The sequence below is a fragment of the Streptomyces sp. NPDC052301 genome (assembly GCF_044593395.1).
In the GTDB taxonomy this organism is placed as follows: Bacteria; Actinomycetota; Actinomycetes; order Streptomycetales; family Streptomycetaceae; genus Streptomyces.
Window position 1 is genome coordinate 286,692 of the sequence record NZ_JBIUBE010000003.1, and the last position, 11,574, is coordinate 298,265.

Sequence of the window (11,574 nt, forward strand, 5' to 3'; positions counted from 1 at the left end):
GGCCGACCCGGTGGCGGCGGCACGGCGCGGGTCAATTCACCTCTTCCCGGGCCTGCTGCGCCGCCACCAGCACCGTCCTGGACTGGTGCTCCACCTGGTGCTCCAACGGCACCCAGCGGGCCCGGAAGCGCTCCGCGAACGCGTCGCACCAGTCGGCGACCAGGTGTTCGAGCCGGGGCGCCGCCCGGTCGTCCGCCGCCCGCAGCACCCGCAGCAGCATCGCCGCCGCCCGCAGCGGCAGCCGCCGCCCGAACGCGTCCACGCTGCCGATGTACGCCATCGTCGTGGCGGCCGGCGGGGTGTGGACCCAGTCCTCGGCCAGGCCCGGAATGAGGTCCAGCGCCCAGCGCGCCGCCCGCAGCAGCGGCCCGTCCGTGCCGTCCAGCCGGGGCAGCGCCTCGGCGAGGATCCCCTCCACGGCCAGCGCGTCCCGCAGCAGCCGCGCGGCGAGCCGCCGCATCGCCGCCGCCGGTGCGGGGTGCGGGGCCGGATCGTCCACCAGGTCGCTCGCCCACATCGGTACCTCCACCACGGCGGTCAGACCGCCGTACCGGTGAGCGTGGTACCAGGTGCTGTGCCGGGCGTCGTCCGGCATGCTCGGGTAGGCCACGCCCGTCTCCGGGCCCGGCATCACATGCACCCCGGGACCGGAGGCCGGCCAGCCCGCCGCGTCCGAGGCGCCCGTCTCCACAGGGATGTGCAGTTGTGCCGCCGACTTCGCGAACGGCTCGGCGAGGCCCGGCACGTCCCGCGTCAGCTGCACCCAGCTGCCGCCCAGATCCGTGCCGTGCAGCGTCACCTGCAGGTACGGGCGCAGCTCGTCGATCACCCCGGTCAGCGTCCGGGTCTCGGGCGGCAGCCGGTCCGGTGGCAGCACCGACGGCGACCACTCCGGCTGCTCGGCGCCGGTCGGCCGGTAGAAGCCGAGGTGGTAGTCGAGCAGGCTGCGCGGTGCCGGGGTCACGTGCAGGCTCGCCCCGTCGGGGTCCGCGCACAGCAGGAAGTGCCAGGAGGTGTCGGCCCGCAACTCCCTTTCGGCCAGCACCCGTTCCGCCAGCACCCGCAGGGTGGAGCCGCCCGTCGGCTCGTTGGCGTGCGCGCCGGCGACCACCAGCACCGTCCGGCGGGCGTGTCCCACCGACAGCAGGTGCAGGGGCCTGCCCGCGCGGGAGGCGCCCACCTGGCGCAGCGTGCACAGCCCTGGTTCCTGAGCGGCCAACGCCCGTGCGGAGGCGACCAGTTCGGGAACGCTGGGATAGCGCGGCTCCGGCAGAGGACTCACCCCCGACTAGTCCGCCCGGCTTCGCCCTCCCAGTCCCGCACGGGACGGGTCAACTGTCAAGCGCGCGGAGGTGGAGGCTCTGGGGCGCCCGGACGCAGTTTCCGTGGGCTGTCGCCACCCGCGCGTTCCGCGGGGTCACTGCTGGTGCAGTCCGCGTCCCGCGAGGGTCAGGAACACCTCGCCCACCGCCTCCGACAGCGTCGGGTGCGCGTGCACGTGCCGGGCCACGTCCGAGGGCTGGGCGTCCCAGCCGACGATCAGCTGGCTCTCGGCGATCATCTCCGACACGTTCGGGCCGACCCGCGCTGCACGTCACCCAGCCCGCGCTCTCGCACCAGATCAAGGCGCTGGAGCGGTCGGTCGGCGGCGACCTGCTGGAGCGGCTGCCGCGCGGCGTGTGTGCCTCCTCGGCCCACCTCGTGCGCGGGGCCGTCGGCGAGGACTGCGTGCTCCTCACCCCCGACCCGGCCTGGAAACGCCTCATCGCCGTCTACGCGCGCATGCCGCCGACCGGAGCCGCCGAGGCCTTCGTGGACCTGCTGCGGGCCACCTGGCCGACCCTGGAGACCCCACCGGCCCACTGAGCCCCCGCGACGGGGGCCGCCGAGGCGGTCGTGGACCTCCTGGGGCCGTTCGGCCGCCCTGGAGACACAGCCGTCTCGTCGTGCCCGCCCGGCCCCCGGCGGCCCCCGAACCGCCTCAGCCCTCGGCGACCCGCTCCAGCAACACCACCGGCAGCCGTTCGAAGAGGTCCGCCACGCGTGCGTGCCCCGTGAACTCCCGGCCGTCGGTGAGCGTGTCCGCCCAGCGGCCGGGCGGCAGTTCCAGCCGTGTCTCCTGCCAGCCGCCCGCCTCCGCGAGCCGGAGCGACAGCCGGGTCACCGCCGTGACCACCTCACCGGAGCGCGCGAACGCCAGGCAGTGCTCCGCCGCCGGGCCGTCCGCGACCAGCGGGGCGTACGCCGCCGTCGCGCCGAAGGCGCCGGGCCGCCGGGCGCGCAGCCGCAGCGCCGCCGCGGTCAACGCGTCCTTCTCGCCGGGCATGTCGGGCGGGAGGGCCACCGGTCGCCGGTTGTCCGGGTCCACCAGCGCCCGGTACTCGCCCTCCGTGCCCTGGTAGACGTCCGGCACCCCCGGCATCGTCAGATGGACCAGCGCGGTGCCGAGCACGTTGGCCCGCACGTGCGGCTCCAGCGCCTTGCGGAACGCCGCCACGCGCTCGCCCGGCGGGCCGCACGGCCCGGCGGCGACGAAGGCCGCCACCGCCTCCTCGTACGGCGGTTCCTGCTCCGTCCAGCTGGTGTACATGCCCGCCTCACGCACATGCTTCAGCAGTGCCTGCCGGACCCGCTCCTCCTCGGCCGGGCCCAGTCCGAACACCGTCTGCCAGGCCGCCCAGGCCAGCTGCCCGTCCGGCACGCCCTCCTCGGGCCGGGTCACCTCGGCCAGCAGCTCCGCCCACCGTCCGGGGCACTCGGTGAGCACGGCCAGGGCCGCCCGCACGTCGGCGCTGCGCTTGGTGTCGTGCGTGGTGACGACCGTGCCGGTCAGCGGCCAGTCCCGCTGCACGCGCGCGCAGTACGCGTGGAACTCCTCCGGGAACACACCCGGCCGGCCCGGATCGCCGCCGACCTCGGTCGCCGAGAGCAGCGGCACATAGCGGTAGAACGCCGTGTCCTCCACCGACTTGGCGCGCAGCGCCGACGCGGTCTGCGCGAACCGGGTGCGGAACTCCACCCGGTCGGCATGGTCCGGGGCCGACTCGTCCTGCGGTGTCTCGACCAGCAGCCGGCGGACGATGTCCACGGCCGCCGCCTCCTCGGGCACCACGAAGGCCAGCCGGGCCTCCGCGGCGGCCTCCTCGGTGACGACGGCGGCCGCGTCACCGGAGGCGTACGGCCGGTACACCCGCATCCGCACCAGCAGCTCCTCCAGGGCCGTGCGCAGCGCCCAGGGTGCCCGGTCGCGCAGCGCCAGGTCGGGCGAGGACGCGCACACCCGGGCCGCGACCCGGGTGAGCCGGTCGGCCTCGGTGGCCAGCTCGTGCGTGAGCACCTTGTAGGCGGCCCTCCGCACGGTGGCGTACCAGTTGCCGCCCCGGTCGGTCTGCGGGGCCGCGAACCGCCGGTAGCCGGCGACCAGTTCGGACGCCCCGGCCGGGTCCGTGAACAGGCCGTCGACGTGCCGCAGGGCGTCGTACCCGGTGGTGCCCGCGACCGGCCAGGAAGCCGGCAGCCGTTCGCCGTCGGCGAGGATCTTCTCCACCACCGTCCAGCGCCCGCCGGTCGCCTCGTGCAGCCGCGCGAGATAGCCGTCGGGGTCGGCGAGACCGTCCGGGTGGTCGATCCGCAGACCGTCGACCACGCCCTCCCGCAGCAGCTCCAGGATCTTGGCGTGCGTGGCGTCGAACACCTCCGGGTCCTCCACGCGCACGCCGATCAGTTCCGAGATGCTGAAGAAACGCCGGTAGTTCAGCTCGGTGCGGGCCAGCCGCCACCACACCGGGCGGTACCACTGAGCGTCCAGCAGCTCCGGCAGCGGCAGCTCCTCGGTGCCGGCGCGGAGCGGGAAGGCGTGCTCGTGGTAGCGCAGCACGTCACCGTCGACGACGAGGTGCTCCAGCTCGGACCCGAGCGGGCCGCCGAGCACGGGCAGCAGCAGGCGCCCGCCCTGCGCCTCCCAGTCGATGTCGAACCAGCGCGCGTACGGCGACTCGGGGCCCTCGCGCAGCACCTCCCACAGGGCACGGTTGTGCCGGGGCGTCATGGCCATGTGGTTGGGCACGATGTCCAGCACCAGGCCCAGGCCGTGCTCCCGCGCGGTCCGCGCGAGCGCCCGCAGGCCCTCCTCGCCGCCCAGTTCCTCGCGCACGCGCGCGTGGTCCACCACGTCGTAGCCGTGGAGGGAGCCGGGGACGGCCTCCAGAACGGGGGACAGATGCAGGTGCGAGACGCCGAGCGACGCCAGGTGGGGGACGGCCGCCGCGGCGGCGGTGAACGGGAACGCGGGCTGGAGTTGCAGCCGGTAGGTGGCCGTGGGCACCCCCGGGCCGGGTCGCGCAGAAGTCATGGGAACCTACGTACCCAGCCCGTCGGCTTTCGTGTCATCGACCCCTGCACGACCCGCGCACACGTGCCTAGCTTCGAGTGATGGGAACGACGGGGAAGCCGGGCCGGGACGGCACGCTGGACACCTACCGCCGGGTGATCGGCCTGACCGGGCCGCTGCTGCCGTGGGTGTCGTTCCTGGGGCGGCTGCCGACGGCGACCATCCAGTTCGGCAGTGTCCTGCTGGTCGCCCGGACGAGCGGTTCCCTGTCCGCCGCGGGGCTGACCGGCGGTGCCCTCGCGCTCGGCCAGGTGGTCTGCGGGCCCTTGGTGGGACGGCTCGCGGACCGGCACGGGCAGCGGATCGTCGTCCTGGCCTTCTCGCTCGCCAACGCGCTCGCCGTGGCCCTTCTGGTCGCCGGAGCGCTCGCGGGCCTCCCCGCGTACGTCCTGGCCCCTCTGGGGGCCGCCGCGGGTGCCGCCGTGCCGCTCGTCGGCCCGCTGGCCCGCACCCGCCTGGTCGCCCTGGCCCGCCGCGACGGAGCCCCCGAGGCGACCGTCGGCGCATCGCTCTCCTTGGAGAGCACCCTGGACGAACTGTCGTTCGTCCTCGGCCCGGCGCTCGTCGGTCTCGCGGCGGTGCTCGCCCATCCGGCCTACGCGATGGGTGCGGCGGCGGTGCTGGTGGCCGTCTGCGGCAGCGCCTTCGCCCTCCACCCCACGGCCCGCCTCGTCGCCCCGGCACGCGCGGCTCCCACCGCCCGCACGCCCGAGGCCCCCGGCGCCGCGCAGGAGATCTCCGGTCGGTCACGCGCGCCGGGGGGTTCCGGTCGGTCACGCGCGCGTGCGGGAGCCGGCCGGGCACGCGTGCGGACCCCGCTGCCTCGCTGTGCGCCCGCCCTGCTCGCCGCCCTCGCGCTCCAGGGCGCGATGTTCGGGGCCTGTCAGGCCGGGATCACCGCGCTCACCGGCCGGCTCGGGGAGGAGGACCAGGCGGGGCTCGTGTACGCCGCCATGGGGGTGATGAGCGCCGTGGCCGGGTTCGGCACGGCCGCCGTACCGGAGCGGTTCGGGCGCCCGGCGCGGTGGCGGCTGGCGACCGGCGCCTGCTTCGCGCTGTCGCTGCCGCTGACCGGCGTCACCGGGCTGCCCGGCCTGTACGCCGTCGTCACCGTCCTCGGCGTCACCTACGCCCCGCACCTCGTCACCGTGTTCGGGCTCCTGGAGCGCGCGGTCGCTCCGTCCCGGCTGGCCGAGGCGATGGGGACCGCCACGAGCGCCCTGGTCGGCGGTCAGGCCCTGTCGGTCGCGGTCACCGGACGCCTGGCCGACTCCTACGGCCCCGCGGCGGCCTTCGCGGCGGGCAGCACGGCGGCCGCGCTCGCCTTCGCCCTGGCGCTCACGACGCGTCCGACGACGCACCAGGAGCAGGAGCAGGAGCAGGAGCAGGAGCAGGAGCAGCAGCAGGATCAGGGACAGGGAATGGAGCAGGAGCAGGAGCAGGGACAGGGACAGGGACAGCAGGAGCCGGGAGTCCGGGAGAACGCCGCCCACGCGCGCGTGCCGGACGGGCAGCCCCGCTGAGGGGGCTGCCGCCACCGGCTCCTGTCCCCGGTTCCGGCTCCCGGCTACACAGGCCGCTGCAGCACCGTCAGGCTGCGCTCCGGCAGGGTGACGCGGTCACCGGCCGCCACCTTCGCTCCCGCCCCCGGCGGCACTCCCTCCGGGCGGGCCGTGTCGACGACCACCTGCCACTGCCGGCCGTGGTCGACCGGCACCAGGAAGTCCAGCGGGCCGGGGGAGGCGTTGAACATCAGCAGGAAGGAGTCGTCGGTGATGCGCTCCCCGCGCGGGCCGGGCTCGGAGATGGCGTTGCCGTTCAGGAACACCGTCAATGCGGAGGCCCGGGCCGAATCCCAGTCCCGCTGCGTCATCTCGCGGCCCTCCGGGGTGAACCAGGCGATGTCGGACAGCTCGTCGTGGGTGCCCTCCACCGGCCGGCCGTGGAAGAAACGGCGCCGGCGCAGCACCGGGTGGTCCCGCCGCAGCCACACCATCGCGCGCGTGAACTCCAGCAGATCCGTGTCCTCCTCGGGCCACTCGACCCACGCCAGCTCGTTGTCCTGGCAGTAGGCGTTGTTGTTGCCGCGCTGGGTGCGGGCGAACTCGTCGCCGTGGCTGATCATCGGCACGCCCTGGGACAGCATCAGCGTGGCGATGAAGTTCCGCATCTGGCGGGCCCGCAGCCGCAGCACCTCCGGGTCGTCGGTCTCGCCCTCCGCCCCGCAGTTCCAGGACCGGTTGTGGCTCTCGCCGTCCCGGTTGTCCTCCCCGTTGGCCGTGTTGTGCTTGTCGTTGTAGGCCACCAGGTCGTGCAGGGTGAAGCCGTCGTGGCAGGTGACGAAGTTGATGGAGGCCAGCGGCCGGCGGCCGTCGTCCTGGTAGAGGTCGGACGACCCGGTCAGCCGGGACGCGAACTCCGCGAGCGCCCGCTGCTCGCCCCGCCACAGGTCCCGGACCGTGTCGCGGTACTTGCCGTTCCACTCGGTCCACAGCGGCGGGAAGTTGCCGACCTGGTAGCCGCCCTCGCCCACGTCCCACGGCTCGGCGATCAGCTTCACCTGGGACACCACCGGATCCTGCTGCACCAGGTCGAAGAACGACGACAGCCGGTCCACCTCGTGGAACTGCCGGGCGAGCGTCGCCGCGAGGTCGAAGCGGAAGCCGTCGACGTGCATCTCGGTGACCCAGTAGCGCAGCGAGTCCATGATCAGCTGGAGCACGTGCGGGGACCGCATGAGCAGCGAGTTCCCGGTGCCTGTGGTGTCCATGTAGTAGCGGGGGTCGTCCGTCAGGCGGTAGTAGGAGGGGTTGTCGATGCCCTTGAAGGACAGCGTCGGGCCGAGGTGGTTGCCCTCGGCGGTGTGGTTGTAGACGACGTCGAGGATGACCTCGATCCCGGCCTCGTGCAGAGCCCGGACCGCCGACTTGAACTCCAGCACCTGCTGGCCGCGGTCTCCCCAGGAGGCGTACGCGTTGTGCGGGGCGAAGAAACCGATGGTGTTGTAGCCCCAGTAGTTGTTCAGGCCCATGTCGACCAGCCGGTGGTCGTTCACGAACTGGTGTACGGGCATCAGCTCGAGTGCCGTCACCCCGAGCTTGGTCAGATGTTCGATGATCGCCGGGTGGGCGAGCGCCGCGTACGTGCCGCGCAGCTCCTCCGGCAGCCCCGGGTGGCGCATGGTCAGGCCCTTCACATGGGCCTCGTAGATCACCGTGTGGTGGTACTCGGTGTGCGGCGGACGGTCGTCGCCCCAGTCGAAGTACGGGTTGATCACCACCGAGGACATGGTGTGCGGCGCCGAGTCCAGGTCGTTGCGCCTCTCGGGCGCGCCGAAGTGGTAGCCGTACACCTCCTCGCCCCAGCGGACCGAGCCGCTGACCGCCTTCGCGTACGGGTCGAGCAGCAGCTTCGCGGAGTTGCAGCGCAGCCCGCGCCCGGGGTCGTACGGGCCGTGCACCCGGAACCCGTACCGCTGTCCCGGCATCACGCCCGGCAGGTACGCGTGCCGCACGAAAGCGTCGCTCTCGCGCAGTTCCACCGCCGTCTCCGAGCCGTCGTCGTGCAGCAGACACAGCTCTACTCGGTCCGCGGCCTCCGTGAAGACCGCGAAGTTGGTTCCGGCGCCGTCATAGGTGGCGCCGAGCGGATACGCCTCTCCAGGCCAGACCTGCATGGATACGACTCTCCCAGCTGTACCGCCCCCCTGGGGCCCTGTTGGCTTCCGAGTCTCCCGGAAAGTGTCGGCAATGCCGTGCGCACCGGCCGTGGGGAGGCGTGATCCGTCGCGGGGGGCGGACCGGCGAACCGCACGGCTCGTCCGCGCGGGTGACGGCACGGCCGGCGGGCACGGCCCGAGGAGGCTCGGCATCGGCCTTCCCGCTCCCGGGCCGGCCAACCCGGCGGCGTGGACGTGGCGGGAGGTCACGGCTATGAATCCGCTCACTTCCCGCGCACGGGTGCTGCGGAACGTCCCTCAGACATGCCGCAGTTGAGGAAAGCAGCTGAGAAACCGACCTGTCCATCCGGCTGCACCGCCGACCGCTCGCGGAGTACCCTTCCTTGATCGTTGAGACGGGAAAGGCCCGGGGGAGCGGAAGGCGGTGCACGGGTGGGCTCGGGAGGGCTGGAGCTGCCCCCTGGTGACGAGGGTCACGAGGGGAGCTCCGCAGACGTCCCGCCCGGCGCGGTGTCCCTGGCCCGGCCGATGGACGCGGGGTCCATCGGGCCGGAGCTGGACTGGGACGCCGATGCCTGGCGCGAGGTGCGCACCCGCGCCCAGCGGGCCGGCCGGGCCTACATCTGGCTGAACCTCGTCGAACAGCGGCTGCGCGCCGTCGTGGCCGCCGTGCTGCGGCCCATCTACGAACCCGTCCACGGCGACGACTGGGTGGTCGCCGCGGCCGGCCCGGCAGGCCAGGAGTGGGTGCAGCGCGCGGTCGCCGTCCGCGAAGTCAGCCGTCGCAAGGGCTACTTGCTCGACCCGGCCGACGACAACGTGCTCAGCTTCCTCACCCTGCCCCAGCTCCGTGAGCTGGTGGTGCAGCACTGGCCGTGCTTCGAGCCGTACTTCGACGAGCGCCGTGACCTCGAACTCGCCCTGGACGAGCTGGAGGTGACCCGCAATGTCGTCTCCCGCAACCGGGCGCTGTCCGGGGCGGTCCTGAGCCAGGCCGAGCGCGCCTCGGCCCGCCTCCTCGAGATGCTGGGGGCGGGGGGTGACGTGCCCTCCGCGCGGCGGCTGCCCGTCGACGCGGTCGAGGACCTGGTCGGCGACCGGTACGCGGACGTGGTCGCCGTCCACTCCGACCGGGTGCGCCTGATGCGCCAGTTCCCGGCCGAGGACATCTTCGGCGGTGCCCGCCGCCTCGACGCGATCGGCATCGGCCTCAACCTGCTGGTGCAGAACTTCTCCGGCCGCCGCCTGGTCCGGCTCGCCGAGTCCGGCTGCCGGGTGCGGCTGCTCTTCCTCAACCCGGCCTCCAGCTCGGTCAAGCGCCGCGAACGCGAACTGGGGATGAAACGGGGCGAGCTGAGCCGCTCGGTGGAGATGAACATCCTGCACATGCGCCGGGTGCGGTCCCGGCTGCGCGACCCGGGCGCCTTCGAGATCCAGGTGTACGACGAGACGCCCCGCTTCTCCGCCTATCTGGTGGACGGCGACGGCGCCGACGGCGTCGCCGTGGTGCAGTCCTATCTGCGCGGGGCGCGCGGGATGGAGTCGCCGGTGCTGGTGCTGCGCAACGGCAGCCGGCTGGTGAAGTCGGATGATGTGGGTGAAGTCGGACTCTTCCCCACGTATCGCGAGGAATTCGAGCTGACTTGGGCGGATTCGCGCCCGGTGTCCTGACCTGTCCGGGAGGGCAGGCGGAGCGCGGCCCTCGGATTGTCAGTGCCGCGTGCGATGGTGGAGGCCACTGGGGGAAAGCACCACCAAGAAGGGGGGCCGCCCATGGGCTGGCACCGGGAGCTGCTGATCGGCTTCGACCTGGAGACGACCGGGACCGATCCGCGCGAGGCGCGCATCGTCACGGGCGCCGTGATCGAGGTCAGGGCCGGTGAGCCCATGGGACACCGGGAGTGGCTGGCCGATCCGGGCGTGGAGATCCCGGCCGACGCGGTCGCCGTGCACGGCATCAGCACCGAGCGGGCGGCGGCCGAGGGCCGACCGGCCGACCGGGTGGCCGACTCCATCGCCGACGTCCTGGTGGGGTACTGGAAGACGGGCGTCCCGGTCGTCGCCTACAACGCGGCCTTCGACCTCACCCTGCTCTCCGCCGAGCTGCGCCGGCACGGCCTGCCGTCCCTCTCCGACCGGCTCGGTGGCCTCGCCCCCGCCCCGGTCGTCGACCCCTACACCATCGACCGCTGGGTCGACCGCTACCGCCGCGGCAAGCGGAACCTGGAGGCGGTCTGCGCCGAGTACGGCATAGTCCTCGACGCGGCTCACGAAGCCTCGGCCGACGCCCTCGCCGCGGCGCGGCTCGCCTCCGCGATAGCCGAACGGCACCCCAAGATCGCCGCACTCGGCCCCGCGGAACTCCACGAGCGCCAGATCCGGTGGTACGCGGACTGGGCGGCGGACTTCCAGAGATTCCTGCGGCGCAAGGGGGAGGCGGACGCGGTGGTCGACGGCGCCTGGCCGCTGCGGGAGTTGGCGGAGAGCCGGCCCGTGTAGGGGTGCCACGCCGGCGGACACCGCAGCGCGCGGCACTCTCAGAACGGATACCAGCGCACCGTCTCGTCCCTGTCCCGCAGCGACGCCACGCGCCGCCGGAACTCGGCCAGGGCCTTCGGATTGCTCGGCGCATGCTGGGCCACCCAGGCGCAGCTCGCCGTCTCGCGGGCACCCCGGAGCACCGAACAGCCCTCCCACTCCCGCACGTCCCAGCCGTAGGCCGCGGTGAAGGAGCCGTACGCCTCGGCCGGCAGCCCGTACCGGTCGCGGGAGAGGGCCATGACCACCAGGTCGTGCTCGCGCAGGTCGGCGGAGAAGGTTTCCAGATCGACCAGCACCGGTCCGTCCGGCCCGACGTGCACATTGCGGGGCAGCGCGTCGCCGTGGATCGGCCCCGGCGTCAGACGGGGAGTCAGCGCCGCCGCGGCCGCGGCGAAGCCGTCCCGGCGCTCCCGCAGATATGCCGCGTCCGCGGGATCGACGGCGTCGCCCGCGAGCCGCAGCCAGCGCTCCACACCGCCCAGCAGCTCGCGGGGCGGCAACGCGAAAGGAGGAGAGGGAAGTGCGTGTACGACGCGCAGCAGCTGCGCCAGGTCCCGCGGCTCGGCGGCCCGTACGGGATCCGGCAACCGGTGCCACACGGTCACCGGATGCCCCTCCACCAGCCGCGCCTCCGGTTCGGCCGCCCGCACCGCCGGCACGCCCGCCCCGGCCAGCCAGCCGGCGATGTCCAGCTCGCGCCGGGCCCGGTCCAGCAACTCCGCGTCCCGGCCCACCTTCACCACGAGGTCACCGGCGGCGAACACCGCGTTCTCGCCGAGGGCGAGGAGCCGTGCGTCCCCGGCCGCGCCCGGCAGCACCCCCGCGGTGGCCAGTACGTCCCGTGCCCGTGCCTCGTCCATCGTCGCGCCTTTCGTGCCGTCCGCACTCTGCCGGTCCTCGGGCCAGTCTCGCATTCGCACAGGTAGGAGGGCGTGCACGGCCCCTTGACGGGGCATCGGCCCTT

At 73.8% G+C, this 11,574-nt stretch carries 8 protein-coding genes and 2 pseudogenes; 5 read left to right on the top strand and 5 right to left on the bottom strand.

Features of this window, described 5'->3' with window-relative positions; genetic code table 11:
* Nucleotides 1–31: 31 nt before the first annotated feature.
* Both ACIHEJ_RS08565 and ACIHEJ_RS08570 read right to left on the bottom strand, forming a co-directional pair.
* Nucleotides 32–1,282 (bottom strand): M14 family zinc carboxypeptidase, encoded by a 1,251-nt coding sequence (locus ACIHEJ_RS08565; protein ID WP_400133272.1) that lies wholly within the window; start codon nt 1,280–1,282, stop codon nt 32–34.
* A 135-nt stretch (nt 1,283–1,417) separates the two neighbouring features.
* A pseudogene (locus ACIHEJ_RS08570) lies at nt 1,418–1,582 on the bottom strand (dihydrolipoyl dehydrogenase); the annotation flags it as partial.
* Nucleotides 1,583–1,587: 5 nt separating this feature from the next.
* On the opposite strand from ACIHEJ_RS08570, the pseudogene ACIHEJ_RS08575 reads away from it, so the two are divergent.
* Both ACIHEJ_RS08575 and ACIHEJ_RS08580 read left to right on the top strand, forming a co-directional pair.
* A pseudogene (locus tag ACIHEJ_RS08575) lies at nt 1,588–1,668 on the top strand (LysR family transcriptional regulator); the annotation flags it as partial.
* A gap of 9 nt (nt 1,669–1,677) precedes the next feature.
* A complete protein-coding gene (locus ACIHEJ_RS08580; protein WP_400134042.1) occupies nt 1,678–1,866 on the top strand; it encodes a hypothetical protein in 189 nt (62 codons plus the stop codon).
* Nucleotides 1,867–1,981: 115 nt separating this feature from the next.
* Here the strand turns inward: ACIHEJ_RS08580 and treY are convergent, their stop codons facing one another.
* On the bottom strand, nt 1,982–4,351 hold the full coding sequence (gene treY / locus ACIHEJ_RS08585; RefSeq protein ID WP_400133274.1) for a malto-oligosyltrehalose synthase: 2,370 nt from the start codon (nt 4,349–4,351) through the stop codon (nt 1,982–1,984).
* Between the two features lie 80 nt (nt 4,352–4,431).
* On the opposite strand from treY, the gene ACIHEJ_RS08590 reads away from it, so the two are divergent.
* Nucleotides 4,432–5,913 (top strand): MFS transporter, encoded by a 1,482-nt coding sequence (locus ACIHEJ_RS08590; RefSeq protein WP_400133275.1) that lies wholly within the window; start codon nt 4,432–4,434, stop codon nt 5,911–5,913.
* Between the two features lie 44 nt (nt 5,914–5,957).
* On the opposite strand, the gene glgX is transcribed toward ACIHEJ_RS08590, so the two are convergent.
* Entirely contained in the window at nt 5,958–8,066 is a 2,109-nt protein-coding gene (glgX, locus tag ACIHEJ_RS08595) for a glycogen debranching protein GlgX (protein ID WP_400133277.1), read from the bottom strand.
* Nucleotides 8,067–8,501: 435 nt separating this feature from the next.
* On the opposite strand from glgX, the gene ACIHEJ_RS08600 reads away from it, so the two are divergent.
* The gene (locus ACIHEJ_RS08600) at nt 8,502–9,740 is read left to right on the top strand and encodes an SAV2148 family HEPN domain-containing protein (RefSeq protein ID WP_400133278.1); all 1,239 of its coding nucleotides are present in this window, start codon (nt 8,502–8,504) and stop codon (nt 9,738–9,740) included.
* Nucleotides 9,741–9,842: 102 nt separating this feature from the next.
* Entirely contained in the window at nt 9,843–10,568 is a 726-nt protein-coding gene (locus ACIHEJ_RS08605; protein ID WP_400133280.1) for a 3'-5' exonuclease, read from the top strand.
* 38 nt (nt 10,569–10,606) lie between these two features.
* On the opposite strand, the gene ACIHEJ_RS08610 is transcribed toward ACIHEJ_RS08605, so the two are convergent.
* Nucleotides 10,607–11,470: a phosphotransferase enzyme family protein gene (locus tag ACIHEJ_RS08610; protein WP_400133282.1), complete on the bottom strand. Its 864-nt coding sequence runs from the start codon at nt 11,468–11,470 to the stop codon at nt 10,607–10,609.
* Nucleotides 11,471–11,574 lie beyond the last annotated feature (104 nt).

Coding starts and splice junctions, on each gene's coding strand:
- treY (WP_400133274.1), bottom strand. CDS start 4,351: ATGACTTCTGCGCGACCCGGCCCGGGGGTGCCCACGGCCACCTACCGG.
- ACIHEJ_RS08590 (WP_400133275.1), top strand. CDS start 4,432: ATGGGAACGACGGGGAAGCCGGGCCGGGACGGCACGCTGGACACCTAC.
- glgX (WP_400133277.1), bottom strand. CDS start 8,066: ATGCAGGTCTGGCCTGGAGAGGCGTATCCGCTCGGCGCCACCTATGAC.
- ACIHEJ_RS08605 (WP_400133280.1), top strand. CDS start 9,843: ATGGGCTGGCACCGGGAGCTGCTGATCGGCTTCGACCTGGAGACGACC.
- ACIHEJ_RS08610 (WP_400133282.1), bottom strand. CDS start 11,470: ATGGACGAGGCACGGGCACGGGACGTACTGGCCACCGCGGGGGTGCTG.